Annotated in this window: 24 protein-coding genes; 9 read left to right on the top strand and 15 right to left on the bottom strand. The window is 72.2% G+C overall.

Annotated elements, in window-relative coordinates; translation table 11 throughout:
* Positions 1-2: 2 nt before the first annotated feature.
* Complete coding sequence (locus ACIPK3_RS15240) at positions 3-1,136, bottom strand: acyl-CoA dehydrogenase (protein ID WP_402570192.1); 1,134 nt, start codon at positions 1,134-1,136, stop codon at positions 3-5.
* A gap of 130 nt (positions 1,137-1,266) precedes the next feature.
* Here ACIPK3_RS15240 and ACIPK3_RS15235 point away from each other — a divergent pair, with 130 nt between their 5' ends.
* A complete protein-coding gene (locus ACIPK3_RS15235) occupies positions 1,267-2,814 on the top strand; it encodes a class I adenylate-forming enzyme family protein (protein ID WP_402569798.1) in 1,548 nt (515 codons plus the stop codon).
* On the opposite strand, the gene ACIPK3_RS15230 is transcribed toward ACIPK3_RS15235, so the two are convergent.
* Together ACIPK3_RS15230 and ACIPK3_RS15225 are read right to left on the bottom strand one after the other, a co-directional pair.
* Entirely contained in the window at positions 2,793-3,302 is a 510-nt protein-coding gene (locus ACIPK3_RS15230) for an EF-hand domain-containing protein (protein WP_402569797.1), read from the bottom strand. The genes ACIPK3_RS15235 and ACIPK3_RS15230 overlap by 22 nt on opposite strands.
* 135 nt (positions 3,303-3,437) lie before the next feature.
* Positions 3,438-3,872: an STAS domain-containing protein gene (locus ACIPK3_RS15225; protein ID WP_402569796.1), complete on the bottom strand. Its 435-nt coding sequence runs from the start codon at positions 3,870-3,872 to the stop codon at positions 3,438-3,440.
* A 219-nt stretch (positions 3,873-4,091) separates the two neighbouring features.
* Between ACIPK3_RS15225 and ACIPK3_RS15220 the strand changes: the two genes are divergently transcribed.
* Together ACIPK3_RS15220 and ACIPK3_RS15215 are read left to right on the top strand one after the other, a co-directional pair.
* The gene (locus ACIPK3_RS15220; RefSeq protein ID WP_402569795.1) at positions 4,092-4,667 is read left to right on the top strand and encodes an RNA polymerase sigma factor; all 576 of its coding nucleotides are present in this window, start codon (positions 4,092-4,094) and stop codon (positions 4,665-4,667) included.
* Positions 4,664-5,869 carry a maleylpyruvate isomerase N-terminal domain-containing protein gene (locus ACIPK3_RS15215; protein WP_402569794.1) on the top strand — a complete coding sequence of 402 codons (1,206 nt, stop codon included), beginning with the start codon at positions 4,664-4,666 and terminating at the stop codon, positions 5,867-5,869. Before ACIPK3_RS15220 ends, ACIPK3_RS15215 begins: the two co-directional genes overlap by 4 nt.
* A 168-nt stretch (positions 5,870-6,037) precedes the next feature.
* Here the strand turns inward: ACIPK3_RS15215 and purU are convergent, their stop codons facing one another.
* Together purU and ACIPK3_RS15205 are read right to left on the bottom strand one after the other, a co-directional pair.
* The gene (purU, locus tag ACIPK3_RS15210; protein ID WP_402569793.1) at positions 6,038-6,922 is read right to left on the bottom strand and encodes a formyltetrahydrofolate deformylase; all 885 of its coding nucleotides are present in this window, start codon (positions 6,920-6,922) and stop codon (positions 6,038-6,040) included.
* 46 nt (positions 6,923-6,968) lie between these two features.
* Positions 6,969-7,415, bottom strand: coding sequence for a hypothetical protein (locus ACIPK3_RS15205; RefSeq protein ID WP_402569791.1), 447 nt, complete (start codon positions 7,413-7,415; stop codon positions 6,969-6,971).
* A gap of 171 nt (positions 7,416-7,586) precedes the next feature.
* Here ACIPK3_RS15205 and ACIPK3_RS15200 point away from each other — a divergent pair, with 171 nt between their 5' ends.
* Entirely contained in the window at positions 7,587-8,855 is a 1,269-nt protein-coding gene (locus ACIPK3_RS15200) for an ABC transporter substrate-binding protein (RefSeq protein ID WP_402569790.1), read from the top strand.
* A gap of 48 nt (positions 8,856-8,903) precedes the next feature.
* Here the strand turns inward: ACIPK3_RS15200 and ACIPK3_RS15195 are convergent, their stop codons facing one another.
* The gene (locus ACIPK3_RS15195) at positions 8,904-10,511 is read right to left on the bottom strand and encodes a hypothetical protein (RefSeq protein WP_402569788.1); all 1,608 of its coding nucleotides are present in this window, start codon (positions 10,509-10,511) and stop codon (positions 8,904-8,906) included.
* A 201-nt stretch (positions 10,512-10,712) separates the two neighbouring features.
* The gene (locus ACIPK3_RS15190) at positions 10,713-12,098 is read right to left on the bottom strand and encodes a transcriptional regulator (protein ID WP_402569787.1); all 1,386 of its coding nucleotides are present in this window, start codon (positions 12,096-12,098) and stop codon (positions 10,713-10,715) included.
* Between the two features lie 262 nt (positions 12,099-12,360).
* On the opposite strand from ACIPK3_RS15190, the gene ACIPK3_RS15185 reads away from it, so the two are divergent.
* From ACIPK3_RS15185 to ACIPK3_RS15175, 3 genes are read left to right on the top strand one after another with little or no spacing between them, the layout of a single operon-like run.
* Complete coding sequence (locus ACIPK3_RS15185) at positions 12,361-13,014, top strand: bifunctional DNA primase/polymerase (protein ID WP_402569785.1); 654 nt, start codon at positions 12,361-12,363, stop codon at positions 13,012-13,014.
* Between the two features lie 29 nt (positions 13,015-13,043).
* On the top strand, positions 13,044-13,817 hold the full coding sequence (locus ACIPK3_RS15180) for an ABC transporter ATP-binding protein (protein ID WP_402569783.1): 774 nt from the start codon (positions 13,044-13,046) through the stop codon (positions 13,815-13,817).
* Positions 13,814-15,394, top strand: coding sequence for a transporter (locus tag ACIPK3_RS15175; protein ID WP_402569781.1), 1,581 nt, complete (start codon positions 13,814-13,816; stop codon positions 15,392-15,394). The genes ACIPK3_RS15180 and ACIPK3_RS15175 overlap by 4 nt, the downstream gene beginning before the upstream one ends.
* Positions 15,395-15,397: 3 nt before the next feature.
* Here ACIPK3_RS15175 and ACIPK3_RS15170 read toward each other — a convergent pair whose 3' ends face one another.
* A complete protein-coding gene (locus tag ACIPK3_RS15170) occupies positions 15,398-16,255 on the bottom strand; it encodes an alpha/beta fold hydrolase (RefSeq protein ID WP_402569780.1) in 858 nt (285 codons plus the stop codon).
* 288 nt (positions 16,256-16,543) lie between these two features.
* Positions 16,544-17,236, bottom strand: coding sequence for a metal-dependent transcriptional regulator (locus ACIPK3_RS15165; protein WP_402569778.1), 693 nt, complete (start codon positions 17,234-17,236; stop codon positions 16,544-16,546).
* Between the two features lie 553 nt (positions 17,237-17,789).
* Here ACIPK3_RS15165 and ACIPK3_RS15160 point away from each other — a divergent pair.
* Positions 17,790-19,190: a PAS domain-containing protein gene (locus ACIPK3_RS15160; protein ID WP_402569776.1), complete on the top strand. Its 1,401-nt coding sequence runs from the start codon at positions 17,790-17,792 to the stop codon at positions 19,188-19,190.
* Positions 19,191-19,193: 3 nt separating this feature from the next.
* Here ACIPK3_RS15160 and ACIPK3_RS15155 read toward each other — a convergent pair whose 3' ends face one another.
* Complete coding sequence (locus ACIPK3_RS15155) at positions 19,194-19,949, bottom strand: SIS domain-containing protein (protein ID WP_402569774.1); 756 nt, start codon at positions 19,947-19,949, stop codon at positions 19,194-19,196.
* Between the two features lie 146 nt (positions 19,950-20,095).
* A complete protein-coding gene (gene pdxH, locus ACIPK3_RS15150) occupies positions 20,096-20,788 on the bottom strand; it encodes a pyridoxamine 5'-phosphate oxidase (protein ID WP_402569772.1) in 693 nt (230 codons plus the stop codon).
* 129 nt (positions 20,789-20,917) lie between these two features.
* On the opposite strand from pdxH, the gene ACIPK3_RS15145 reads away from it, so the two are divergent.
* The gene (locus ACIPK3_RS15145) at positions 20,918-22,018 is read left to right on the top strand and encodes a citrate synthase 2 (RefSeq protein WP_402569770.1); all 1,101 of its coding nucleotides are present in this window, start codon (positions 20,918-20,920) and stop codon (positions 22,016-22,018) included.
* A 10-nt stretch (positions 22,019-22,028) separates the two neighbouring features.
* On the opposite strand, the gene ACIPK3_RS15140 is transcribed toward ACIPK3_RS15145, so the two are convergent.
* From ACIPK3_RS15140 to ACIPK3_RS15125, 4 genes are all read right to left on the bottom strand, one after another.
* Entirely contained in the window at positions 22,029-23,060 is a 1,032-nt protein-coding gene (locus tag ACIPK3_RS15140) for an isopenicillin N synthase family dioxygenase (protein ID WP_402569768.1), read from the bottom strand.
* Between the two features lie 216 nt (positions 23,061-23,276).
* Positions 23,277-23,885: a TetR/AcrR family transcriptional regulator gene (locus ACIPK3_RS15135; protein ID WP_402569767.1), complete on the bottom strand. Its 609-nt coding sequence runs from the start codon at positions 23,883-23,885 to the stop codon at positions 23,277-23,279.
* On the bottom strand, positions 23,873-24,607 hold the full coding sequence (locus tag ACIPK3_RS15130; RefSeq protein ID WP_402569765.1) for an enoyl-CoA hydratase family protein: 735 nt from the start codon (positions 24,605-24,607) through the stop codon (positions 23,873-23,875). The genes ACIPK3_RS15135 and ACIPK3_RS15130 overlap by 13 nt, the downstream gene beginning before the upstream one ends.
* Complete coding sequence (locus ACIPK3_RS15125; protein ID WP_402569763.1) at positions 24,607-26,190, bottom strand: 4-coumarate--CoA ligase family protein; 1,584 nt, start codon at positions 26,188-26,190, stop codon at positions 24,607-24,609. The genes ACIPK3_RS15130 and ACIPK3_RS15125 overlap by 1 nt, the downstream gene beginning before the upstream one ends.
* Between the last annotated feature and the right edge of the window lie 12 nt (positions 26,191-26,202).

The raw sequence follows: 26,202 nt of genomic DNA, 5'->3' as shown, positions 1-26,202 counted from the left end.
GGTCACCGCCCCTTCGGCAGGCCGAGGATCCGTTCGGCCACGATGTTCCGCTGGATCTGCGAGGTACCGGCGGCGATGGTGTACGAGAGGGAGGAGAGCCGGTCGAGGACCCAGGGGCGGTCCAGGTCGAGACAGTCCGGGCCCAGTACGTCGGCCGCCGCGTCGTACAGCTCCTGGCGCGCGTGCGAGTACCTCAGCTTGAAGACGGAGCCCCCGGTGCCGGGCACCCCGCCGCTCGCCTCGGCCTCGCTCACGTTCCACTGGGTGAGCCGCCACAGCGCACGGAACTCGGCGTTCAGCCGTCCCAGCCGGCGGCGCAGCACGGGATCGTCCCAGCGGCCGTTCTTGCGGGCCTCGCGGGCCAGTTCGCCGAGGACCCGGCGGCAGGCGACGACCTCGCCGACGAAGGCGGTGCCGCGCTCGAAGGACAGCGTCACCATGGTCACCCGCCAGCCGTCGTTCTCCTCGCCGACCCGGTTGGCCACCGGGACGCGCACCTCGTCCAGGAACACCTCCGCGAACTCGGCCGACCCGGCGAGGGTGCGCAGCGGCCGTACGGTGACGCCCGGCGCGTCCATCGGCATGGCGAGCCAGGTGATGCCCTGATGCTTCGGCGCGGCGGGGTCGGTGCGCACCAGCAGTTCGCACCAGTCGGCGACCTCCGCGTGCGAGGTCCAGATCTTGGAGCCGGTCACCACGTAGTCGTCGCCGTCCCGCCGGGCGCGGGTGCGCAGCGCGGCGAGGTCGGATCCGGCGTCGGGTTCGCTGAAGCCCTGGCACCACACCTGTTCGCCGCGCAGGATCGGGGGCAGCCAGCGGGTCCGCTGCTCCGGGGTGCCCTCGGCGGCGATGGTCGGCCCCGCGTGCAGCAGTCCGACGAAGTTGGCGCCGACATAGGGGGCGCCCGCGCGTTCGGTCTCCTCCAGGAAGATCAGCCGCAGGGTCGGGGAGGCGTCCCAGTGCACCTCGCCGTAGCCGGCGTCGTGCAGCGTCCGCTGCCAGCCGAGGTCGTAGGCGCGCCGCCCGGGCCAGTCGTCGGGGGACGGCTTGGGCGGCAGGGCGGGCAGCGTCCCGGCCAGCCACCGGCGCAGCCGGGTCCGGAACTCCTCCTCCTCGGGCGTGTACGACAGGTCCATTCCCGCTCCCCGCATCTGATGCAGCGTCAGATTTCTGGCAGGCTAACCCCGCACCCCTGGACCGACAAGGCGCCCGGGCCTACGCTCTGGCCACGATCTGACGAGTCGTCAGCCACAGGGGGGCATCGGCATGAACGTCACCGCACACGAACTGAGCACGTCCCGCACCCTCTGGGAACTGGTCGCCCGGCGTGCCGCGCTCACCCCCGGCCGGCCGGTGTTCCTCCAGGGCGACCGGACGCTGACCTTCGGAGAACTGCGCGACCGTGCCGAACGGGTGGCCGCCGGCCTGTACGGCATGGGTGTGCGCCCCGGCACGGTCGTCGCCTGGCAGCTGCCCACCCGGATCGAAACGGCCCTGCTGTCCTTCGCGCTGGCCCGGCTGGGCGCCGTGCAGTCGCCGGTCATCCCGTTCTACCGGGACCGGGAGACCGGCTTCGCGCTGCGCGAGTCCAGGGCGGAGTTCTTCGCCGTACCGGGCACCTGGCGGGGCTTCGACCACACGGAGATGGCGCGGCGGCTGGGCGCGAAGGGGGTCTTCGAGGCGTACGCCGAGGGCGGGCTGCCCGACGGCGACCCGGGGGTGCTGCCCGAGCCGCCCGCCGAGGGCACGTCCGTACGCTGGATCTACTGGACCTCGGGCACCACCTCCGACCCCAAGGGCGTGCTGCACACCGACCGTTCGCTGATCGCGGGCGGGTCCTGTCTGGCGCACGCGCTGAAGCTGACGGAGCGGGACGTCGGCTCGATGGCCTTCCCGTACGCGCACATCGCCGGGCCCGACTACACCGTGATGCTGCTGCTGTACGGCTTCCCGGCGGTGCTGTTCGAGCAGTTCGCACTGCCCGGGGCACTGGCGGAGTACCGCCGGCACGGGGTGACGGTGGCGGGCGGGTCCACCGCGTTCTACTCGATGTTCCTGGCCGAACAGCGCAAGCTGCCCGGCGAGAAGGTGATACCGACGCTGCGGCTGCTCGCCGGGGGCGGCGCGCCCAAGCCGCCGGAGCTGTACCGCAGCGTGGTCCGCGAGATGGACGTGCAGCTCACCCACGGCTACGGCATGACCGAAGTACCGATGATCACCATGGGATCGCCGGACGACACGGCGGAGAACCTCGCGACGACGGAGGGGCGTCCGCCGGAGGGGATGGAGATACGGATCGTCGACGGGGAGGTGCGGCTGCGCGGGGAGGCCGTGTGCCGGGGCTATCTCGATCCGGCGCAGACGGCCGAGGCCTTCGACACGGACGGCTTCCTCCGCACCGGTGACCTGGGGCATCTGACCGGCTCCGGCCATCTGGTGCTCACCGGTCGCTCGAAGGACGTGATCATCCGCAAGGGCGAGAACATCTCCGCGAAGGAGATCGAGGACCTGCTGCACCGGCACCCCGGCGTCGGCGACGTCGCGGTGATCGGCCTCCCGGACGCGGAACGCGGGGAGCTGCTCTGCGCGGTCGTCGAGACCCCGCCCGGGGCGACCGCACCGACCCTCCCCGAACTGGTCGCCCATCTGAGGTCGCAGGGCCTGTCCGTGCACAAACTCCCCGAGCGCCTGGAGGTTGTGGACAGCCTGCCCCGCAACGAGACGCTGCGGAAGGTGCTCAAGTACAAGTTGCGGGAGCGCTATTCGGAGCCGGAGGAACAGTCGCGGCTCCGTCAGTCCGGCACCGTGAAGTAGCGGGCCACCGCCGGGACGACCTCCGCCTCCCCCACCCTGCCGTCGCCGTCGGTGTCCAGTGCGGCGGCGGCCGCCTGGGCGATGTCGGTGGGGACGCCGAGGGTGGTGAGGGCGCGGACGACGTCCGGGATGGTGGCCCTGCCGTCGGGGGCGGAGATCAGGTCGAGGGTCGCGTGCAGGAAGGGGCGGGCGATCTCGGCGAACCGGTCGGGGTTGTCGTGCAGGCGTTTGACGGCGCCGCCGACGAACTCCTCGCGGGTGATGCGCTGGTCGCCGTCCCGGTCCGCGATGCCCGCCATGCCCTGCCAGAACGCCTCGGCGCCCGCGTACAGGGCCTGCCCCTTGTCCGACCGGGCCACCGTCCCGAACTCGGACAGCAGTGCCTTGGCCGCCGCGCTGAAGTCCTCACGGTCGATCCAGCCGTTGCCGTCCTGGTCGAAGGTGGCGAACCGGGCGGCGATCCTGCGTTCGTGCTCGCTGCTGATCATTTCTTCGGTCCGCCTTACGTCATGTGGGGGTTCATCCGTCACGGAGCGTACGACGCCGCAGCCGGCGGGGGAGCGAGAAATCGACGCTTGTGCCAAGACCGGGGGAATTCCGGGACAACAGTGTGGCGATGTCGCTCAGGCCGACAATGGTTCCGTACCCTCCGCCACGGCCGCCTCGACGTCGGGGTACACGTCGAACAGCCGGCGCACGCCCAGCGCGGACAGCACCCGGTTGACGTGCGAGGCGTCGGCGGCGCCCCGGGACGGCAGGATCAGCCGCAGACTGCCCCGGCAGGAGCGCATCAGACGGCGGGCGGCGATCAGCACGCCGACCCCGCTGGAGTCGCAGAAGAAGACCTCCGAGAGCTCCAGGACCAGGCTGTGGTGCCCCTCGGCCACCGCGTCGTGCACCCGTTGCCGCAGCACCGGCGAGGTCACCAGATCCAGTTCGCCGGACACGCGGAGCACCGCCCATCCGCCCCGATCGACGCGGGTCACATTGAATGTCACGGTCCAGCCCTCCGCTCGCCGATCTCGGGAACCGCCGGGAAACGGAAGCAGTTCCTGCATTTACCTTCCGCGCGGCTGCCCAGCGGCGGTTCCCTGAAACCCCCCGCCACAAACCGAAACCGATCATCATAGGGCTTGTTTCAGTCACCACCAATCCTGTTCGATCAGAAGTAGGCGGGGGCGCACATTGACACAAAGGGGCGTGCGCCGCCGAAAGTGCCTACTACATTCGAGGAGACGGTGGACACACGCTGGACACGGGCACGGGGAAGGGGCCGCATGGCGAGCAAGGACGCACCGCCCCACTGGGACCACAGGATGCGGCAGCGGCTCCAGCGCGGCGAGGCGGCCGCCCTGGGCGAGCTGTACGACCGGTTCGCCACGCTCGTGCACGGCCTCGCCCGCCGAGTGCTCGGCGACGAACCCGCCGCCGACACCGTCACCCGTGAGGTCTTCGCCCACGTCTGGGAACACCCCGAGGCCTACGACCACGAGCGGCACGGCCCCCTGCGCTCCTGGCTGGCGGGCCTGACCCACCGTCTCGCCGTGCAGCGGCTGCGCACCACCAAGGCCGCCGCGCTCGCCCGGGACGAGTCCGGCTCCACGGAGGAACTGGAGCGCGACGTGTGCCGCGCCTCGGTCGCCGCCCGCGCCGACTACATCGTGAACGCCATGCCCGCACCGCTGCGCGACGCCCTGGACCTGGCCTACTTCCAGCGCCGCGACTACCGCCAGACAGCCACCGACCTCGGCGTCACCGAGGACGAGGCCCGCCGACGCCTCCGTCTCGGCCTGCAACTGCTGTCCACCGCCCACGACGCCGGAAGACCGCCGGGACAGGGAGGCGCGGCATGAGCGGAGCGGACCACTTCGACGCGGCGCGGCCCCGCATCCCGCTGCCCCGCGCCTCGGTGGAGGACACCGGACTGCCGCTGCCCGGCCCGCCTCCGCCGGCGCTGTCGCACGACGTCCTGAAATCGCTGCTCGGCGCATGGGCACTGGCCGCCTGTTCGACCGCCGAGACGACCGCCGTGGAGGAGCACCTCGGCGCGTGCGGCCCGTGCGCGGAGGAGGCGCTGCGGCTGCGCGAGGCGGTCGGTCTGCTGCACCCACCGGAAAGCCTCGACCTGGACCCGACCCTGCGCACCCGGGTACTGGAGAGCTGCCTCGACCGGCGCCCGGCCGACATCCCGGTGCCCGTCTGGGCGACGCCGTACGACGCCGAGACCGCGCGTCTCGACGCGCTGCTCCAGGACATCGGGGACGGCGAGTGGCACGCGCCGGTACGGCTGAGGTGGTTCGAGGACGACACGGCGACGAGCCGCCGTACCACCGTGGCCGGAGTGATCGCGCACCTGATGTCGGTCGACGGGCTGGTCGCGGTCGCGCTGGGCCTGGACGACCCGCTGGCCGGAGCCGGGGACGCCGCGCGGGGCCCGGCCGCGCGCACCGAGGCCTTCTGGCGGGCCTCGCCCCGACCGCCGACCCGCGCGATACGGGTGCCCTGGCGGCAACAGACCCACACCATCGTGCGGTCCGCGTCCTTCACCGGCGCCGGCGAACCCGCCGTACGGTACGGCGACTTCGAGCTGCCGCTGCCCGACGCGATGCTCGACCGGGCCTTCGAGTGCTGGGTGCACGCGGAGGACATCGCGCACGCGGTGCACTATCCGTACGACCCGCCCGCACCGCGCCATCTGAGCCGGATGATCGGCCTCGCCGCCCGCATGCTGCCGGTCGTGCTCGCGGCCCGCCGACGCGCGGGGCTGGCCCCGCCGGGCGAGGGCCGCCATCTCGTGCCCGCCGGTGAACCCGGCCGCAGCCTCCGGCTGGAGATCGAGGGCTCGGGCGGCGGCGAGTGGCTGATCCCGCTCGACTCCCCGGCCGCCCTGGGCTCCGCAGACCACGAGGTCGCCCACGTCGCCCTGGACGGCGTCGAGTTCTGCCGGCTCGCGGCGGGCCACGTGTCTCCTGCGGAGGCTGCGGCGGGGCAGGTCGGTGATCGTGCGGCGATCAGGGACGTACTGTTCGCTGCGGCGGCGATGAGCCGGATGTAGGGGGTGGTGCGGGGTGCGTCGGCGGCTGCGGGCAGTCGGTGGCTGGTCGCGCAGTTCCCCGCGCCCCCAAGAGGTGGGACCAGTGCGCCTGCCTCCAGGGGCGCGGGGAACTGCGCGAACGGCCTCCACTCACCCACAGCCGCCGACGAACCCCGAGCTCCCGGGCTCCTAGGCGAAAACCACCGTCCGGCGCCCGTTCAGCAGAATCCTCCGCTCCGCGTGCCACTTGACGGCCCGCGCCAGCGCCTGGCACTCCACGTCCCGCCCGACGGCGACCAGCTGGTCCGGGGTGACGTCGTGCCTCACCCGCTCGACCTCCTGCTCGATGATCGGCCCCTCGTCGAGGTCGGCGGTGACGTAGTGCGCCGTGGCGCCGATCAGCTTCACGCCCCGCGCGTGCGCCTGGTGGTACGGCTTGGCGCCCTTGAAGCTCGGCAGGAAGGAGTGGTGGATGTTGATGATCCGGCCGCTGAGCTGCTTGCACAGGTCGTCCGAGAGGACCTGCATGTAGCGGGCGAGCACGACCAGCTCGACGCGCTCCTCGCGGACGATCTCCAGCACCCGTGCCTCGGCCTGCGCCTTGGTGTCCTTCGTGACCGGAATGTGGTGGAAGGGGATGTGGTACGACTCCACCAGCTCGGCGAAGTCGGTGTGGTTGGAGACCACGGCCGCGATCTCCACCGGCAGGGCGCCGATGCGGGCGCGGAACAGCAGGTCGTTCAGGCAGTGCCCGAACTTGCTGACCATGAGCACGATGCGCATGCGCTCGTCGGCGTGGTTGATCTGCCAGTCCATCTGGAAGGAGTCACCGATCGCCGCGAAGCTGGCGCGCAGCTTGTCCACCGTCACGGGCGCCTCGGCCGAGAAGTGGACACGCATGAAGAACAGTCCCGTGTCGTGGTCGCCGAACTGCTGGCTGTCCTCGATGTTGCAGCCGGTCATGAACAGGTAGCTCGACACGGCGTGCACGATGCCCGTTTTGTCCGGGCAGGAGAGGGTGAGGACGTACTGGTCGGCGAGGGCCGCACCGGCCCGGCTGGGCTGCTCGTTCATGCAGCACAGGGTCCCATACGAACCCCGTGCGGAGAGCGAGCGTCCGTCACGCGGACCTGGTCATGATGCGCAGCACCTCAAGGGTCCGCGGCGCGGCGTCGGGGTCGTCCCCGTCGCTGGTCGCGAGGCGTATGTGCGCGTCCCGTGCGGCCCGCACCGCCTCCGGCCACCCGTGGTGGTCGAAGTAGGCCTGGACCGGGGCGTCCGGCCCGATCTGGTGCACGATCCGCAGCACACGCAGCACGGCCGTGTCGACCAGCGCCGCCTCCTGCGAGTCCCGGAAGATCGTGCCGACGTACTTCTCCGCGGACCAGCTGTCCAGCCAGGTGTCCTCCACCAGCCGGTACACCGCGTCGGTGACGTCGCCGTACCCGTCCACGCCCGCCAGCCAGACTTCCTGCTGGAACACCGGGTCGGAGAGCATGTGCAGCGCGGAACGGACGTTGCCGCGCCAGCGCCACCAGGGCATGTCGTTGAGAGGCATGCCGCCCATGGTGGATGAGCGACGGCCGCGACGGGAAGTGTTCTCCGAACCTTGCACGGTGTCCGATCGTACGTTCCCCGGCGGGGAACACCCATTGACCCCCGTAATTCACCTTCACGCCACTTTCCGTTGAACGCAGGTCACTCCCAGGTTCGGTAGGTGGCGGAATCGTGCGTGTACATGACCCCCAGGAAAGCCACCATGCTCACCGCGGGCGCGCTGCTGGCATGCGCCGCACTCACGTCCGGATGCGGGGTCGTGCCCGGCACCTCGGGGGATTCCGGGAACGACCCGATCAAGGTCATGACCTGGGCTCCGGAGAACACCGACGCCACCAACAAGCCGGGCATGCCGGCCATGGCCAGGGCGTATGCCAAGTGGATCAACGCGCACGGCGGTATCAACGGCCGCGACCTCACGGTGCTCACCTGCAACGACCACAACGACGGCATCACCGCCGCGCGGTGCGCCCAGCGCGCCGTCGATGAGAACGTGGTCGCGGTCGTCGGCTCCTACAGCCAGTACGGTGACTCCTACCTGCCCGTGCTGCAGACCGCCGGCATCCCCTACATCGGCGGCTACGGTGTGACCAACGACGAGTTCACCAGCGTCACGTCCTACCCCGTCAACGGCGGCCAGCCCTCGCTGCTCGCGGGCCTCGGCGAGGCGCTCGCCGGGCGCTGCGGCCGCGTCGCCCTGGTCCGCCCCGACAGCATCGCGGGCGACGAGCTGGCCCCGCTTCTCGACTCCGGCCTGAAGGCGGGCGGGCACCCGGCGGCCGACGACCAGCCGGCGGCCGAGAACGCCACCGAGTACGGCGGGCCGTCCCAGCAGGCCCTGACGGCGGCGACCAAGGACCCGACGCACAAGGGGTGCGTGGTACCCGCGCTCGGCGACCGCACCGACACCTTCATGGACTCCTTCCGCCGTGACCGCGAGGACTACCGGGCGGTGCGGACCGCGACCGTGCTCGGCAACGTCGACCAGACCGTGATCAACCGGACGGGCGGGGCCCACGGGCCGTACGAGGGCGCGTACATATCCGGCTGGTACCCGGTGACCTCGGACCCCCGCTGGGACCGTATGAAGAAGGTGATCAACGAGCAGGCCTTCGGCGACAACCGCATCGACCCCGCGGACACCGGGGTGCAGACCACGTGGATCGCCTACACCGTCCTGAAGGGCGCCCTGGAGCGGCTCGCCGGCCAGGAGGTGACCGCGCGGTCCGTCCGGAACACCCTCGACCACGGCCTCAAGGTCGACACCGACGGTCTGACCCCGGCCCTTCAGTGGCCGCAGTACCGGAGCAAGCTGTCGTCCGCCGGCTTCTCCCGGCTGGTCAACACCAGCGTGACCCTCCAGGTCGTCCGGGACGGCCGGCTGGTCGCGGCCAAGGGCGGATTCGTGGACGTGACGAGGACACTGGCGAGCGCGGACCTGGACTACTGACCCCGGACCACTGCCCCGGAACCGTTACGGCTCCGGGCCGGAGCCGGGTCAGAGCTGGGTCGGCTGGCGCTGGGTCAGGCCGTACTTGTTCGCGATCGCGTTCCACAGCCGCGACGCCGAGACCTTCTGGGTGCTGGCGACACCGCTCTCCCTGTTGCCCGCCTGGGTCTGGCCGGTGGCGCGGGCATGGCCCTTCTTGCAGCCGTGCTTGCCGGAGACCTGCTGGGCCCAGGCCGCGTAGTGGTTGTCGGCCGACGCGGACGCCTGCCAGGCCTTGGTGAGGGCCGAGGTCAGCGCCGCGTTGTCCGGCAGCTTGTCGACGGACAGCTGTGACAGGCGGGTGACCAGACCGCTGCGCTGTTGGGCCGCGCTCCGCAGATCCGAGGCGGCCGCGCCCAGGTTGTTGCAGCTCTTCACGTCGGCCACGGCCTTGATCACCGAAGCGCGGCTGCTGCCGCTGTCGGCGAGCAGCTTGTCCAGGGCGACGGCCTGCTGCCGGGCGGGATCGGCCGCCGCCGGGGAGGCGGAGTCGCCGGTCGCGGGCGCCGAGGCGGCCACGTTCTTGCCGCTGTCGGTCTGCCCGCCCTTGTCGCCGCCACCACCGCTGAGCAGCGCGCCCGCGCCGACTCCGACGACGACGATGCCCACGCCGATGGCCGCGATGAGCGGCACCTTCGAACGGGTACGGCCGCCGTCGCCGCCGTCGTGACCGCCGTCGTCGTACTGCGCGTGGTCGTACTGCGGCGCGGGCCGTCCGGCATAGGCGTTCGGCGCGCTGGGGACGCGCGGCATCTGCTGGGTGGCTCCGGCCGGGGCCGGACCGGACGGCTCGCTGCGGAAGAGGCTGTCGAACTCGGCGGGCGGCCGCCGGTCCCCGCCGCCGTAGGGATCGGCCGCGACCGGCGGGATGTACTGCGTGGGCGCGTTGTCCGGATGCCCCGCGGCCCCCGCGGGCGCCGTGCGGCCGAGGAAGCGCGTCTGGTCGTCCGCCGTCTCGGGCGGCAGCGCGCCGGGCGACACCGGGGCGATGTACTGGGTCGCCGCCTCGTTCGCGGGGGCCGCGGGGACCGGCGGGAGGTACTGGGTGGCGCCGTCGGCGGTGGGCGGCAGCGGGGCGGCGGCCCGCGGGTAGCCGGCCTGCGGGAAATCGGCCTGCGGGTATCCGCCCGCCGCCGGGTAGGCGTCGGCGGCGGAGCCGTACGACTGCTGCGGCGCACCCGAGCCGTAGGACTGCGGCTGCGGCGTACCCGAGCCGTAGGGCTGCTGCTGCGGCGTACCCGAGCCGTAGGGCTGCTGCTGCGGTGCGTCGGAGCCGTAGGGCTGCTGCTGCGGTGCGTCGGAGCCGTAGGACTGCGGCTGAGCGTCGGAACCGTAGGACGACTGGTGCTGAGCGCCGGAGCCGTAGGACGGCTGCTGCTGAGCGTCGGAGCCGTAGGGCTGCTGCGCGGCGTACGGGGAGCTCGCGCCCTGGCCCTCCGTCTCCGCGGGCAGCGGGCCGGCGCCCTGCTGCTGTTCCGGGCCCCAGGGGCCGCCCCAGGCCTGGCCACCGGCCGGGGCGGGGTTCCGGCCGGTCATGCCCGGCAGCAAGGGCTCACCGCCGTCGGAGGGCAGCACTATGCCTTCGCGCGCGGAATCGCCCTGTCCACTCTGCGTCACCGGGGCTCCTACGAATGGGGGACCTTCGGAATCGTCGGCCCACGCTACCGGGTCCCCGGAGCCGGGTGCCACGCCGCTCAGGACGTGATCTTCTTCGCTGTCCCGTCCGCCGCGACAGCTGTAACGGAATCGCGCCGCGGGGCGCTGATCACATCACCTCCTGTGCGCCGCCTGTGCGGCCGCGGGCCGTTCCCCGGTCGTTCACGCGGCCTGCCGGGTCTCCAGCCGCGCCCCGAACTCCCGCACCACGGACTCCTCGCGGTACGGCTCCAGCCGCTGCTGGAAGTCCTCCAGGTACTCGGCGCCGCGGTTGGAGCGGAGCGACTCCAGCAGTTCCACGGCCTTCATCCCGGTGGCACAGGCCTGTTCGATCTCGCGCTGCTGCACCTGTGCCGTGGCGAGCAGCACATAGCCGATCGCCCGCCTTCGCGCCCGCTTCTCGGGGTGCCCGGCCAGCGCCTGCTCCGCGCACCGCGCCGCCGCCTCGCTCTGTCCCAGGTCGCGGTGGCAGTGCGCCAGCTCGTCGGCGAGATAGGCCTCGTCGAAGTGCGCGATCCACACCGGGTCGTCCCCGGCGGCCGGGTCCGCCAGCTCCATGGCGCCGATCGCCCGCCCGGAGGCCTCCTGGGCGGCCCGCACATCGCCCAGCAGGGCGTGCCCGCGCGCCTCGGCCGCGAAGAACATCGCCTCCGCGCGCGGTGTGACGCGCCCGCGTGCCCCTTCCTGGGCCGCGCGGGCCAACTGTGCGATCTCGCGCGGGTTTCCGAGCTGGGCGGCGAGGTGGCTCATGGAGGCGGCGAGCACATAGCCGCCGTATCCGCGGTCGCCCGCCGCCTGCGCGAGGCGCAGCGACTGGATGTAGTAGCGCTGGGCGAGGCCCGGTTGGCCGGTGTCGACGGCCATGTACCCGGCCAGTTCGGTCAGTCGGGCGACCGCCGCGAACAGGTCGCGGCCGACCGCCTCCCGGTAGGTGCCGGCGAGCAGCCCGGAGACCACGCTGTTGAGGTAGTGCACGACGACCGGGCGCACATGCCCGCTGCCGTACTGGTGGTCGAGGTCGGTCAGCGCCTGGGTCATCGCGCGCACGGCCGCCACGTCGGAGTGGCCCACGCGCGGTCCCGCCTGGCGTGCCACCTGCGAGTCCGGGGCCGAGATCAGCCAGTCGCGGCTCGGCTCGACCAGCGCGGACGCGGCGACCGTGGAACCGGACAGGAAGTCCCGGCGGCCCACGTCACTGCGCCACAGCTCGCAGACCTGCTCGATGGCGCCGATCACGGTCGGCGAGAACTGGAGGCCGACGCCGGAGGCGAGGTTCTTGCCGTTGGCCATGCCGATCTCGTCGATCGTGACCGTACGGCCCAGCTTGCGGCCCAGTGCCTCGGCGATGATCGCGGGCGCCCGGCCGCGCGGCTGCTGCCCGCGCAGCCAGCGCGCCACCGACGTCTTGTCGTAGCGCAGGTCGAGGCCGTGCTCGGCACCGCACATGTTGACCCGGCGGGCCAGCCCGGCGTTCGAGCACCCGGCTTCCTGGATGAGCGCCTGCAACCGTTCGTTCGGCTGCCGTGCGACGAGAGGCCTTGCGGCCATGGCATAACCCCCTGCGAACCCCTGAGTCGAAAGTTCCGGCCGTGAAGATCAGTTCCCCGCTTACATCACGAAAATGCGGCACATACGAGGATTGCCGGGACATGGGCTGCTGACGACCCCCACACCTGGCTACCCAGCCCACCCGCCGTTGCCAACCGCGCGCCCCCGCACGTGCATCCATGCGCCCCGACCGGAGAACCGATGCTCTCCCCCGCGCGCGTTACGGCCGTAACTCCAGGTGGACCCGGGAGTTGAGTGGAGCGTGGAAGAGACCATCGCGGGCACCGAAGCCGCTCAGATTCCGCAGCAGCGAGGCGACTCGCTGCTGGAGACCGCCGTGCGTTACGCCGAGGAGCGCCACTGGGACGTGTTCCCGGGCACCTGGCTGGAGGCCGACGGCGGGGCTCAGCGGTGCTCCTGCGAGGATCCCACGTGCCCGGCACCCGGCGCGCACCCCACGCGCCCGGACTGGGCGACCCAGGCCACCGGCAGCGCCACCGTCGCGAGCCGGATGTGGCAGCAGCAGCCGACGGCGTCGATCCTGCTGCCGACCGGTCGGACCTTCGACGCGCTGTGCGTCGCGGAGACCGCCGGGTTCCTCGCGCTGGCCCGGATGCAGCGGATGCGGCTGGCGCTGGGGCCGGTGATCCTCACCCCGGACCGGCGGATGCAGTTCCTCGTGCTGCCGGGCGCCTCGGCGAAGGTGCCCGAACTGGTGCGCAATCTCGGCTGGTCGCCGTCCTCGCTGGATCTCGTGGCACTGGGTGAGGGCGGTTATGTGGCCGCTCCGCCGACCCGGTTCGGCTCCCGGGGCGCGGTCCAGTGGGCCTGCGCGCCCACACCCGCCAACCGCTGGCTGCCGGACGCGGAGGAGTTGATCTCCCCGCTCACCTACGCGTGCGGCCGGGACAGATGACCGACGCGCCGCCACCGTAGGGTTCTCGTATGGAAGAGGCTGCGGTTCGGGTACGAGGGCTCTGGAAGCGGTTCGGTCAGCAGGTGGCCGTGGCCGGCATCGATCTCGATCTGCCCGCCGGGAAGTTCATCGGGCTGGTCGGTCCCAACGGGGCGGGGAAGACCACCACCCTGTCCATGGTGACCGGGCTGCTCCGGCCCGATCAGGGGTCCGTCGAGGTGGTCGGCCACGACGTGTGGCGGGATCCGGTGGAGGTCAAGTCCCGCATCGGGGTACTGCCGGAGGGGCTCCGGCTCTTCGAGCGCCTCTCCGGGCGTGAACTGCTCGCCTACTCGGGACGGTTGCGCGGCCTGCCGGGTCCCGAGGTGGACAGACGGGCCACCCAGCTCCTGGACGTCCTCGATCTGGCCGGGTCCCAGCACAAGCTCGTCGTGGACTACTCGACCGGCATGCGCAAGAAGATCGGTCTCGCGGCCGCGCTGCTCCACAATCCCGAAGTCCTCTTCCTGGACGAGCCGTTCGAGGGCGTGGACCCGGTGTCCGCGCAGACCATCCGGGGCGTCCTGGAGCGGTACACCGCGTCCGGCGCCACCGTGGTGTTCTCCTCCCATGTGATGGAGCTCGTCGAGTCGCTGTGCGACTGGGTGGCCGTACTGGCGGCGGGCCGCATCCGCGCGACCGGCACCCTGGCCGAGGTGCGCGGTGAACATCCCACGCTTCAGGGGGCTTTCCTGGAGCTGGTGGGCGCACGGGGCCGCGACGCCGTCTCCGACCTTGACTGGCTGGGGGGCGGCACCCGATGACCGGTGTCACCGCCACGGTCGTACGCCTGAAGCTGTCGCTGGTACGCAACGGCCTTCGCGGATCGGGCGGCCGACGGGCCGCGTTCGCCGTGTCGGCCGTGGTGGCCCTGCTCTTCGCGGCCCTGCAACTCCTCGGCTTCGCCATGCTGCGCGGCAACCCGCACGCCGACGCCGTGGCCGTCCTGGCGGCGGCCGTGCTGGCGCTGGGCTGGGCGGTGATGCCGCTGTTCTTCCCGAGCGGCGACGAGACCCTGGACCCGACCCGCCTGGTGCTGCTGCCGCTGCGGCCACGTCCGCTGGTGCGGGCGCTGCTGGCGGCCTCGCTGGTCGGCATCGGCCCGCTGTTCACGCTGCTGGTGCTGGCGGGGTGTGTCCTCTCGGTGGCCCACGGGGCGGCCGGGTACGCCACCGCGGTCGTCGCCCTCGCCCTGGCGCTGCTGAGCTGTGTGGCCCTGGCCCGTGTGGTGGCCACCGCCAACGTACGGCTGCTGACCAGCCGCAGGGGCCGCGACCTCGCGGTGCTCAGCGGCCTGGTGATCGCGGTCGGGGCGCAGCTGGTCAACTTCGGCGCCCAGCAGCTGGGGTCGGCCGGCCTCGGCCGCCTCGATCCGGTGGCCGACGTACTGCGCTGGCTGCCGCCCGCCTCGGCGGTCGGCGCGGTGCACTCGGTGAGCGAGGGGTCGTACGGCACCGGGGCGGCGCAGCTGCTGCTGGCCGCGGCCGCGCCGACGCTGCTGCTCGGGGCGTGGGCGCGCGGTCTGACCCGGCTGATGACCGCCCCCGACGGGTCCACCCTCCAGCCCGCCGACACCGGTGAGCGTCCGCCGGGCGGCCCGGTGCGGCTGCTGCCCCCGGGTCGCACCGGCACGGTCATGGAACGCGGGCTGCGCTATGTCTGGCGCGACCCGAAGACCAAGGCGGCGTGGGTGACGTCGCTCGCCATCGGCCTGATCGTGCCGGTGTTCAACGCGGTCCAGGGCACCGGCTCGGTCTACTTCGCGTGCTTCGCCGCGGGGATGCTCGGCATCCAGATGTACAACCAGTTCGGTCAGGACACGTCGGCGTTCTGGATGGTGGCGATGACCATCGCCTCGCCGCGGGACGCGTATGTCGAGCTGCGCGGGCGGGCGCTGGCGCTGCTGGTGATCACCTTGCCGTACGCCGCACTGGTGACCGTGCTGACCACGGCGCTGCTGGGCGACTGGGGCCGGCTCCCCGAGGTGCTCGGACTGTCCTTCGCCCTGCTCGGCGCGATGCTGGCGACCGGCGCGTGGGCCTCGGCCCGCTTCCCCTACTCGATCCCGCAGGAGGGTCACAAGAACGTGGCCCCGGGCCAGGCGGGCCTCGCCTGGATCTCCATCTTCGGCGGCATGATCGCGGCGGCGCTGCTGTGCGCCCCTGTGATCACCCTGACCATCTGGCTGAACGTGAGCGCGGGCGGGGACGCGTGGAGCTGGGTGCTGCTGCCGGTCGGGGCGGCGTACGGGGCACTGATCACCTGGGCCGGGCTGCGGCTGGCGGCACCGCGCACGTCGGCGCGGTTGCCGGAGATCCTGGGGGCGGTCAGCCGGGGGTGAGTGTCACCCCACCTCGTCGAGGAACGGCTGCACCACTCCCCGCCAGCCGCCCGGCTGGTCGTAGTGCACGAGATGTCCCGCGTCGACGACCTCCGCGTACTCGCCCCGCGGCAGCACGCGCACCATCTCCTGTGCCTCCGCGCGGCCCAGTTCGCCGTCGAGGCCGCGTACGACGAGGGTGGGGCAGCGGACCTGGGCGAGTTCCTCCCAGTGGGCGTCGTGGACCCAGGTCTCCCGGGATCTGAGCATCTGCTCGGGCTCGAAGACGGGGCGCCAGCCGTCGGGTGACTCCTGCATGACCTCGGCGTAGAACTCGCCGCGGGCGGGGTTGGAGCGCTCCACCCAGGGGTCGCCCTCGCCGAACCACTTGCGTACGTCGGCGAGCGTGGCGAACGGGACGGGCCAGGCGTTGAACCATTCGGCCCACTCGCGCTGGGAGGCCGCGCCGAGCGGCGAGGCCCGCATGTCGCAGATGACCAGGGCGCGGACCAGGTCGGGGCGTTTGGCGGCGAGTTGCCAGCCGGTGAGGGCGCCCATGGCGTGCCCGATGACGACGGCGGGGGCGATACCGAGCTGGACGACGGCCGCCTCGGCGTCCTCGACGTAGACCTCGCGGGTGAAGGCGGCCCCCGGGGGCTTGTCGCTCTGGCCGTGTCCGCGCTGGTCGAGGGCGACTGCGCGGTGCCGCTCGGCCAGCCAGCGTGCGGTGCCGGCCCAGTGCGAGGCGCGGCCCATCAGGCCGTGCAGTAACAGCACGCCGGGCGGCCGGGTGTGGTCCGGGTCCGCCTTGGGCGGGTCGGTGAACTCCCAGGCCGCGAGGCGCACGCCGCCCGCTCCTGTCACGTCGATGCGCCGTGCCATGGGCGTGGCCCCCCTAGCTGCGTTGCGGTAGTTCCGGCCCAGATTATCGAATGCGCATTCGAAAAATCCGCCTCCGCGAACAACACCCCTCAATCGAGTGACAGCTTTCGAGGCATGATCGCCGCCGACGAGGGGAGGTCTTCAGCGGGGGGCGGGCCGCTCGGGGAAAACGGTCCGCGGGGAATGACCCTGAGAGCTCGGGGCTCCGGGTCAGCAAAGGGGAGGACAGGCCCCGGTGCCACAACAAGGCGCCGGGGCCTTCCACCGCTCCGCGGTCCCCGCGGAGCATCAGCGCTTGGCGACGAAGACGTGGGAGGCGATGTCCGCCTCCAGCTCGGCGGCCTCACCACCACTGCCCACCAGCACCCCGCCCGCCGACTCCGTCACGCTCACCACCGAACCGGGCTGTACACCCGCCCGGCGCAGTGTGTACATCAACTGGGCGTCCGTCTGGATGGGCTCACCGATACGGCGTACGACCACCGTCTTTCCGTCGGTGCCCGGGTCGAGGTCGGCCAGCGACACCATGCCCGCGTCGAGGAACGGATCGGCGCCGTCCTTCTCCCCGAGCTCCTCGAGACCGGGGATGGGGTTGCCGTACGGCGACTCGGTCGGGTGCCTCAGCAGTTCCAGCACGCGGCGCTCCACCGCCTCGCTCATCACGTGCTCCCAGCGACAGGCCTCGGCGTGGACCTGCTCCCACTCCAGGCCGATCACGTCGACCAGCAGGCATTCCGCGAGCCGGTGTTTGCGCATCACGCGGGTGGCCAGTCGGCGGCCCTCGTCGGTGAGCTCCAGGTGGCGGTCACTGGCGACCGCCACCAGCCCGTCGCGCTCCATCCGCGCGACCGTCTGGCTCACCGTGGGCCCACTCTGGTCCAGCCGCTCCGCGATGCGGGCGCGCATGGGGACAACGCCTTCCTCTTCGAGCTCGAGGATGGTGCGGAGATACATCTCCGTCGTGTCGATCAGTCCGGACATACGTGCCCCTCGATTACCTCGGCCGGCAGCCCGGCGCGTGCACCGGCCCTGGTGTCAATTCTGCCGGATCCCACTGACAAGCGTGCCGCACCGGGGGAACGGGAACGGTGGGGGCCACGCAGACGACCCGCGAGCCCGGGTCCCTGCGCCTTGCGACGGAGGGGCCGGCCGGACGTGCCGGCGAGCTCGCGGGTCGGGTGACTGCTTTGGATTGGGCCGGCTGCGTGCTTCTCGCGCACGCTGGTCCGGCACCGCACTGAGTGTGATGGCGGGCCGCTAGCCCGCAGCCACCTCGCGCGTCCGGGTTTCACTCATTTACCCGATCACCTCCCTTCCACGTACTCCACACCCTAAGGAGCGACCGGGGAGGGCTCAACCTGTTTTTCGTGTCCTGTTTTTCGTGTCCTGTTTTTCGCGTCCTCGCAATGTCTGCGTCAATCTTGCGGGAACCAACTGTGTGATGCGTCACGTTCGAGTTGAATGAGGGTGAGTGAGCGAACCTTCGCGCCGTATGTCGCGGCGTATGCGTGGACGCAGCCTGCAGGGGGTCCAGGTGAGTGCTTCCCGGCGTAGTGGGACCACGGACGAGCTGGGGCCCGACGAGCCCGGGCCCGACCGGGGTGTCTTCGGCGGATCGGATCTGCTGGCCGCCCTGTTGGACGGGATGGATGCCGCCCTGTGCGCCTTCGACGCGCACGGAGTGGTGACGCACTGGAACAGGGAGGCCGAGCGCATCCTCGGCTGGAGCGCGGCCGAGGCGGTGGGGCGGCAGGGGTTCGCCGGGTGGGCGGTCCGCGAGGCGGACGCCGAAGAGGTCGAGCGGCGGCTGCTGTCCGCCATGCGCGCCCCCGGACGGCAGGTGCACGAGTTCGCCCTGCTCACCAAGGACGGCGGCCGGGTGCTGGTGCGGACGCAGTCCGCCGCGGTACGCGGGCCGGACGGGCGGCCCGCGGGCGTGTACTGCGCCTTCAGCGAGGTGCACACCCAGATCGACCTGGAGCGGTCCATCGCGCTCAGCGAGGCGCTGTTCGAGGACGCGTCCTGGGGCGTCGTGCTGGTCGACGTGGATCTGCGTCCGGCCGTGGTGAACGCGCACGCGGCCCGGTCCCTGGGCACCGGGCGCACATCGGTGCTGGGGCGGCCGCTCGGCGAGCTGCTCGCGCGGGGCGTGGAGGAGCTGGAGAGCGCGCTGACCCATGTGCTGGCCGAGGGCACTCCGCCCGCGCCCGCCGAGATGTGGGTGAGCGTGCGCACGCCGGAGGGCGAGCGCCGGCGGTGCTGGCGGAGCGGGTTCGTGCGGCTGGCCTCGCCGCTCGCGGAGGAGCCGGTGCCGCTCGGGGTGGGCTGGCTGTTCCAGGACGTGACCGAGGCCAGGCTGGCGGAGCAGGAGGCGGCGCTCGTCCGCTTCCGCGCCAACCAGCTGCACCGGGCGGCCCGCGCCGCCGCCGAGTGCGAGGACCCGCTGGAGGCGGCCTCCGCGCATCTCGACTTCGCGCTCGCCGGGTTCGCCGACCACGCGCTGATCGACCGGGTGGCGGGCGGTGCGCGGGACGCCGAGGAGGCGGGGCCGGTGTGGCTGGTGCGGGTGGCCGCGACGCCCGCCGGGACACCGGGGCCGAGTCTGCTCACCGGGCAGGCCGGACTGCCCGTGCGTTACGAGGAGGGGCATCCGGCTCTCCAGTGCGCGGACCGGGCCGGGACGGTGCGCGCGGACGCCGGTTCCGTCCCGGCCGAACGGGCCCGGGAGTGGGCGCTGGCCAGGCGGTGGCCGGAGGACTCGGTGCACGCCCTGTGCGCGGTGCTGCGCAGCCGGGGCCGCACGCTGGGCGTCGTGACGTTCCTGCGCGGGTCGGGGCGCAGCCGCTTCGAGCGGTCCGACGCGACCTACGCGGAGGATGTGGCGGTGCGCATCGGGGCGGCGCTGGACCTGGCCGGGGTGCTGGGCGAGAAGTAGGCCTCAGCGCTGGTAGAAGATCCGGTCCCGGTACTCCTCCATGATCCGGCGGTTCCACTCGTGGCCGCCGTCGACGTTCCCGGAGCGCAGCAGCGGGGGCTGGAAGCCGCGGGCGGCCAGGGTGGCGGCCGCCGTGGCCATGACCGCCTGGAGGAGGGCGGCGGTGACGACGGTGGAGGCGGGGGCGAAGGGCGCCGGGACGGTGTCGAGGGTGAGTTCCGCGTCGCCGACCGCGATCTTCGAGTCGAGGACGATGTCGCAGTGGTCCTTCAGATAGGTCCCCGAGGCGTTCCGGGACGTCGTCTCCCTGGCGTACGCCACCGACGTCACGCCGATGACCCGGACGCCCTTGGCGCGGGCGTGCGACGCCATCTCCACGGGGAGGGCGTTGCGGCCGGACAGGGAGATGATCACAAGGGCGTCGCCGGACTCGATCGGAGCGGTGTCCAGGACGGCGGCGGCGAGCCCGTCCACGCGTTCGAGCGCGGAGCCGAGCGTCGCCGGCATGACGTCGACGCCCACGGCACCGGGGACGGCGAGCAGGTTCATCAGGGCGAGGCCCCCGGCCCGGTAGACGACGTCCTGCGCGGCCAGCGAGGAGTGCCCGGCGCCGAACGCGAACAGCCGCCCGCCCGCCTCGACGGTGTCGGCCAGCAGCACACCGGCCGCCGCGACCCCCTCGGACTCCTCGTCCCGCACCCGGCGCAGCAGCCCGATCGCGGCATCGAGGAACTCCCCGGCCGGAGTGCCGTCACTCATACGGTGCCCCCTTCGCGCGGATGTGTCGCGGATCACGGTGCGGTCCGGACCAGTGCGCTGTCAACACGGCCGTACCGGGGCTCCGGGCGCGGCCCGAAGCCCCGGTACGGCCGCGCCCGACGGCGTCACGGCCGCCGCCGGTCGCGTCACGGGCTGAGCCGCTCCACCCGCCACGAGCCGTCCGGTTCGGCCGTGTAGCGCAGCCGGTCGTGCAGGCGGTTCTCCCGCCCCTGCCAGAACTCCACCGTCTCCGGTTCGACCCGGAAGCCGCCCCAGTGCGGCGGGACCGGGACCTGTTCGCCCTCGGGGTAGCGGTCGTGCAGGTCGGCGTAGGCGGCGTCCAGGTCGGCGCGGCTGGTCACCGTGGACTGGGCGCTGGCCCAGGCGCCCAGCTGGGAACCGTGCGGGCGGCTGCGGAAGTAGGCGGCGGTCTCGTCGCGGCCGGTGCGGTGGGCGGTGCCGGTGACGATGACCTGGCGAGCGATAGCCTGCCAGGGGAAGAGCAGGGAGACGCGGGGGTTCACGGCCAGGTCCCGGCCCTTGCGGGAGTCGTAGTTGGTGAAGAAGACGAAGCCCCGCGTGTCGTAGCGCTTCATGAGGACCGTGCGGGAGCTGGGCCGGCCGTCGGTGTCCGCCGTGGAGAGGATCATCGCGTTGGGCTCGTAGACCGTGCCGCCCGCCGCGGCCCGCGCGGCCTGCTCGAACCAGTGGGTGAACTGGTCCATGGGATGTGCGGCGAGGTCGCTCTCGGCGAAGCCCTCCACCCGGTAGTGCTTGCGCATGGCGGCCGGGTCGAGAATGGGTTCGAGGAAGTCACGGCCGGGATCACTGTCGGTCACGCGGTCATCTTGCCGTATGGATACATGACTTCGCCTGGCACTGAGTGCCGTACCGACTCCCCAAAGGTGACACCCGGGGATACCGTGGTGCCGTTGCGGGACCCGCTTCCAACATCAAGGAGCCGCCTGATGTCCGACTTCGTACCCGGGCTCGAAGGAGTCGTCGCGTTCGAGACGGAGATCGCCGAACCGGACAAGGAAGGCAGCGCCCTGCGCTACCGGGGCGTCGACATCGAAGACCTCGTCGGTCACGTCTCGTTCGGCAATGTGTGGGGGCTGCTGGTGGACGGCGCCTTCAATCCGGGACTGCCGCCCGCCGAGCCGTTCCCGATCCCGGTCCACTCGGGTGACATCCGGGTGGACGTGCAGTCGGCACTCGCCATGCTCGCCCCCGTGTGGGGCCTCAAACCGCTCCTCGACATCGACGTGGAGCAGGCTCGTGACGACCTCGCCCGCGCCGCCGTCATGGCGCTGTCCTACGTCGCCCAGTCCGCGCGCGGCCAGGGCCTGCCGATGGTGCCGCAGCGGGAGATCGACAAGGCCAACTCGGTCGTCGAGCGGTTCATGATCCGCTGGCGGGGCGAGCCCGACCCCAAGCATGTCGCGGCCGTGGACGCCTACTGGACGTCGGCCGCCGAGCACGGCATGAACGCCTCCACCTTCACCGCCCGGGTCATCGCCTCGACCGGCGCCGACGTGGCCGCCGCGCTGTCCGGCGCGGTGGGTGCCATGTCCGGTCCGCTGCACGGCGGTGCCCCCTCCCGGGTGCTCGGGATGATCGAGGAGATCGAGCGGACGGGTGACGCGACGGCCTACGTCAAGCAGGCCCTCGACCGGGGCGAGCGGCTGATGGGCTTCGGGCACCGGGTGTACCGGGCCGAGGACCCGAGGGCCCGGGTGCTCCGCCGTACCGCCCGTGAGCTGGGCGCTCCCCGCTTCGAGATCGCGGAGGCGCTGGAGAAGGCGGCCCTGGAGGAGCTGCACAGCCGCCGCCCGGACCGGGTCCTCGCGACGAACGTGGAGTTCTGGGCGGCGATCATGCTGGACTTCGCCGAGGTTCCGGCGCACATGTTCACGTCGATGTTCACCTGTGCCCGTACGGCGGGCTGGTCGGCGCACATCCTGGAGCAGAAGCGGACGGGCCGGCTCGTACGGCCGTCCGCCCGCTATGTGGGGCCGGGTCCGCGCAGCCCTCAGTCGATCGAGGGCTACGCAGACATCTCCCAGTGAGTGAGCTCGGTCAGGCGGGCGTGAGGAGGTCCGTGTGGTGGCGCTCGGCCACCAGCGGGTGCGCCCGCAGCTTGCCCTTCAGCTCGTTGTAGCCGTACTCGGCGAACAGCGGGTTGGCCGGGTCGTCGGTGATGCCCGGGGCGGTGGACGCGTGCGGGAAGGGCAGCGGCTCCACCCGGGCGTCCAGGCGCGGGTTGTAGAAGAACGGCACGGAGAAGCGTTCGGTGGCCCCGGGCGGGCTGACGACGCGGTGGCTGGTGGCGATCAGATAACCGTTGGTCGCCACCTCCAGCAGTTCGCCCAGGTTGACCACGAAGGCGCCCTCCAGCGGCGGCACGTCGTGGAAGCGGCCGTCCTCGCGCAGCACCTGGAGTCCGCCGACCGTGTCCTGGAGCAGCAGGGTCAGGAAGCCGTAGTCCTTGTGCGTGCCGACGCCCTGCGCGGTGCCGTCGCCCGCGCTGCCGGGGTAGCGCACCAGCTTGAGGTGCGGGTGGGCGTGCTCGCCGAAGACCGGGTCGTAGAAGCCGGCGGGGGCGCCGATGGCGGTGAGCAGTTCGCGCAGCAGCCGCTCGGCGACACCGCTGAGCCGGTCGATCCAGGCGAGCGCGGCGGTGCGCAGTTGGGGCAGGCCGGCGGGCCACTGGTTGGGGCCCTGGAGCCACCAGTAGGCGGGCTCGCCCGGGCCGGGTGTCCGGGCGGGGCGTTCGGCGCCTATGTCGAGCTGGTCGCGCCAGTCGCGGGCGCCCTGGGTGCGTTCGTCGCCGGTGCGGGTGTAGCCGCGGAAGTGCGGCGAGTTCACGTTGTCCAGGGCGAGCCGGTCGGCCTCGGGCAGCGCGAAGAAGGCGCGCATGGCGGTGAGCAGGGCGTCGGTGTCCGCCCGGGTGACACCGTGCCCGACGAGCTGGAAGAAGCCGACGTCGTGGGCGGCGGCGTGCAGCTGGGCGTGCAGCAGCGCACGGGCCTGGGGGCCGCGGTCGGCGGCCGAGAGGTCGATGATCGGGAGCTGGTCGTACGACGGGGTCGTCGCGATGTGCGTCGTCATGGATGCGTCCACAGGGTGTGTGGGCCACGGGCAGCGGGCCACCGGGTAGGCAAGGCCGCGCCCCGGATGCCGTAAGAAGGAGAAGAAAGGGGCTGGGTCAGGCCGAAGGCCGACAGCCCATGCTCGTGACGCGCACGTAGTCCACGTGGCGGCGTCGAACGAGCATCGGAAGCATGCGCCAAGGGTAACGCGCCGCCGGAGTGATCCGGCCGGGCGTCAGCCGAGCGTCTCCTCCATGAGCACCGCCCACTGGGCGACGACCCGGTGGCGGCGGGCGGTGTCGTCGGTGAGGAGGTTGGCGAGACCGAGGCCACGGGCCATGTCGAGCAGGCCCTGGACGGTTTCCCGGACGCCTGGGCGAGACTCGTCGGCGGCGAGCAGTTCGACGGCGATGCGGTGGGTCTCACGGCCGACCCGGGCCTCCAGCTCGGTCACCCGGGGGCGCAGCTGCTCCTCGTCGGACGCGGCGACCCACAGGTGGAGGGCAGCGCGGAAGAGGGGGCCGGTGTAGAGGTCGACCAGGGCGTGGACGACGGCACGGCGGTCGGCGGGGCCGTCGGGGAACAGCTCCCTGAGCGCGTTGGACCGCTGTTCGGCGACGTACTCGACGGCGGCGGTGAACAGGTCCTCGCGGGTCGGGAAGTGGTGCTGGGCGGCGCCGCGGGAGACCCCGGCGCGCTCGGCGACGACCGAGACCGTGGAGCCCGCCCAGCCGTGTTCGGCCAGGCAGGCCACGGCGGCCTCCAGGAGCCGCTGCCGGGTGGCCCGGCTGCGGTCCTGCTTGGGCACGCGGTCGCGCTGTTCCGCCGTACTCACACCACCCACGCCGCATCTCGTCTTTCCAGGAAAGCCGTCATCCCCTCCCGGGCCTGGGCGGAGGTGAACAGCCGGGCCGAGAGCGCGGTGAGTTCCGCCGCGTCCCGGTCGAATGTCTCCAGCACCCTAGCCGTGAGCAGCCGTTTCGTCTCGGCCAGAGCCTGCGGTGAGGAACGGCGCAGGCCGTCGAGGACGGGTTCGAGTACGGCGTCCACGTCGTCCCCGGCGGCGGTCAGCAGGCCGATCCGGGCGGCTTCGGCCGCGTCGAAGCGCTCGCCGGTGAGGTAGTAGCGGGCGACGGCGCGCGGGTCGGTGCGCGGCAGCACGGAGAGTGAGATCACGGCGGGCGCGACCCCGATGCGTACCTCGGTGAACGCGAAGCTGGACGCCGCGGACCCGGCGGAGATGTCGCAGCCGGCGAGCAGGCCGAGGCCGCCGGCGCGGACGTGGCCGGTGACCCGGGCGACGATCGGCTTGGGCAGCTCGGCCATCTGCCGCAGCAGGTGGCCGAGGGAGTCGGCGGGCGGGGGGTCGCGCAGGTCGGCCCCGGCGCAGAAGGTGTTGCCGCTGTGGGTGAGGACCACGGCTCGCACGTCCGGGTCCTTGCCGCACTCGGTGAGCGCCTCGGCGAGCCCGCCGACCAGCGCCGCCGACAGGGCGTTGCGGGTGTCGGCGGAGTCCAGGCTGAGGGTTTCGATGCCGCGCTCGCGCGTACGGCCTATCAACGTCATCAACGCTCCCTGGGTTCAGGTGCCTTCCGCAGCTCTCTGCGGAGGATCTTGCCGGAGGCGGCCCTCGGCACACCGGCGACGAAGGTGACGCGCCGGACGCGCTTGTAGGGGGCGACGCGTTCGGCGACGTACGTCATGACCTCGTCCTCGGTGAGGCCGTCGGCGTCCGTCTGGCGGACGATGTGGGCGTGCGGGACCTCGTTGTGGTCCTCGTCGTAGAAGCCGATCACGGCTGCGTCCGCGATGCCGGGGTGGGTGAGGAGCAGGGCCTCCAGTTCGGCGGGTGCCACCTGGTAGCCCTTGTACTTGATGAGTTCCTTCACCCGGTCCACGACGAACAGCCAGCCGTCGGCGTCCGTGTGCCCGACGTCGCCGGTGTGCACCCAGCCGTCGGTGTCGATCATGGCGGCGGTGGCGTCGGGGCGGCCCAGGTAGCCCTTCATGACCTGCGGGCCGCGGATCAGGATCTCGCCGGTCTCACCTGTGCCGAGGTCCTTGCCGGGGTCGTCCAGGGAGACGATGCGCATCTCGGTGCCCGCGATGAGCTTGCCGACCGTGCCGGGGGGCGCGTCCGCCATGGCGTCGAGCGGTACGACGTGCGTGCCGGGCGAGAGTTCCGTCATGCCGTAGGCCTGGCCGACCGGGGGCAGTCCGAGGCGTTCGGAGCAGGCGGCGGAGAGCCGGGCGTCGAGGGGGGCGGCGGCGCTGATGAGGTACCGCAGCGAGGACAGGTCGTAGCGGGCGACGGCCGGGTGCTTGGCGAGGGCGAGAACGATCGGCGGGGCCACGTACAGGCCGGTGATGCGGTGGTTCTCGACGGCCGCGAGGAAGGTCTCCAGCTCGAAGCGGGGCAGCACGACGACGGTGGCGCCGTGCCGCAGCGGCGCGTTCATCAGCGCGGTGAGGCCGTATATGTGAAAAAAGGGCAGAACTGCGAGGATCCGGTCGTCCGGTCCGGCCGGGACGGCGGGTTCGAGCTGGGCCAGGTTGGTGGCGATCTGCCGGTGGGTGAGCATCACCCCCTTGGGGACGCCGGTGGTGCCGGAGGAGTACGGCAGGGCGGCGACGTCCTCGACCGGGTCGATGGCGATGTCCGGTTCGGGGGCGGTGGAGCCGATCATGTCGATCAGGGAGCGGTGTCCGGGCGCGCTGTCGCAGACGAATATCTCCCTTATGCCGCCCGCGAGTTCGGCGGCCCGGCGGGCGGTCTGCAGCAGCGGTGAGACGGTGACGATCCAGCGGGCGCCCGAGTCGTCGAGCTGCTTGGCGAACTCCTCGGGGGTGGCGAGCGGATGCACGGTGGTGACGGCGGCGCCGGCGCGTGTGGCCGCGTAGAAGGCGGTCGGGAAGGCGACGGTGTTGGGGCTGTGCAGGGCGAGGACGTCGCCCTTGCACAGGCCCGCGTCGGCGAGGGCGGCGGCGATCCGCCGGTGGAACCGGTCCAGTTGGGCGTACGTGAGGGTGGTGCCGTCCGCCCCGTCGATCAGGGCGGGGTGGTCGCCGAACTCGGCGGCCCTGCCCAGCACTGCCTCGTGGATGGGCAGTTCCACGGCCGGGACGTCTGCGTACTCACTGCGGAACACGGTTCCTCCTCG

This window comes from Streptomyces sp. NPDC086787, from assembly GCF_044745865.1.
Classification (GTDB): domain Bacteria; phylum Actinomycetota; class Actinomycetes; order Streptomycetales; family Streptomycetaceae; genus Streptomyces.
This window is presented reverse-complemented; position numbering and strand designations above follow the sequence as displayed.

Coding starts and splice junctions, on each gene's coding strand:
- ACIPK3_RS15240 (WP_402570192.1), bottom strand. CDS start 1,136: ATGGACCTGTCGTACACGCCCGAGGAGGAGGAGTTCCGGACCCGGCTG.
- ACIPK3_RS15235 (WP_402569798.1), top strand. CDS start 1,267: ATGAACGTCACCGCACACGAACTGAGCACGTCCCGCACCCTCTGGGAA.
- ACIPK3_RS15230 (WP_402569797.1), bottom strand. CDS start 3,302: ATGATCAGCAGCGAGCACGAACGCAGGATCGCCGCCCGGTTCGCCACC.
- ACIPK3_RS15225 (WP_402569796.1), bottom strand. CDS start 3,872: ATGCAGGAACTGCTTCCGTTTCCCGGCGGTTCCCGAGATCGGCGAGCG.
- ACIPK3_RS15220 (WP_402569795.1), top strand. CDS start 4,092: ATGGCGAGCAAGGACGCACCGCCCCACTGGGACCACAGGATGCGGCAG.
- ACIPK3_RS15215 (WP_402569794.1), top strand. CDS start 4,664: ATGAGCGGAGCGGACCACTTCGACGCGGCGCGGCCCCGCATCCCGCTG.
- purU (WP_402569793.1), bottom strand. CDS start 6,922: ATGAACGAGCAGCCCAGCCGGGCCGGTGCGGCCCTCGCCGACCAGTAC.
- ACIPK3_RS15205 (WP_402569791.1), bottom strand. CDS start 7,415: ATGGGCGGCATGCCTCTCAACGACATGCCCTGGTGGCGCTGGCGCGGC.
- ACIPK3_RS15200 (WP_402569790.1), top strand. CDS start 7,587: ATGACCCCCAGGAAAGCCACCATGCTCACCGCGGGCGCGCTGCTGGCA.
- ACIPK3_RS15190 (WP_402569787.1), bottom strand. CDS start 12,098: ATGGCCGCAAGGCCTCTCGTCGCACGGCAGCCGAACGAACGGTTGCAG.
- ACIPK3_RS15180 (WP_402569783.1), top strand. CDS start 13,044: ATGGAAGAGGCTGCGGTTCGGGTACGAGGGCTCTGGAAGCGGTTCGGT.
- ACIPK3_RS15175 (WP_402569781.1), top strand. CDS start 13,814: ATGACCGGTGTCACCGCCACGGTCGTACGCCTGAAGCTGTCGCTGGTA.
- ACIPK3_RS15170 (WP_402569780.1), bottom strand. CDS start 16,255: ATGGCACGGCGCATCGACGTGACAGGAGCGGGCGGCGTGCGCCTCGCG.
- ACIPK3_RS15165 (WP_402569778.1), bottom strand. CDS start 17,236: ATGTCCGGACTGATCGACACGACGGAGATGTATCTCCGCACCATCCTC.
- ACIPK3_RS15155 (WP_402569774.1), bottom strand. CDS start 19,949: ATGAGTGACGGCACTCCGGCCGGGGAGTTCCTCGATGCCGCGATCGGG.
- ACIPK3_RS15145 (WP_402569770.1), top strand. CDS start 20,918: ATGTCCGACTTCGTACCCGGGCTCGAAGGAGTCGTCGCGTTCGAGACG.
- ACIPK3_RS15140 (WP_402569768.1), bottom strand. CDS start 23,060: ATGACGACGCACATCGCGACGACCCCGTCGTACGACCAGCTCCCGATC.
- ACIPK3_RS15130 (WP_402569765.1), bottom strand. CDS start 24,607: ATGACGTTGATAGGCCGTACGCGCGAGCGCGGCATCGAAACCCTCAGC.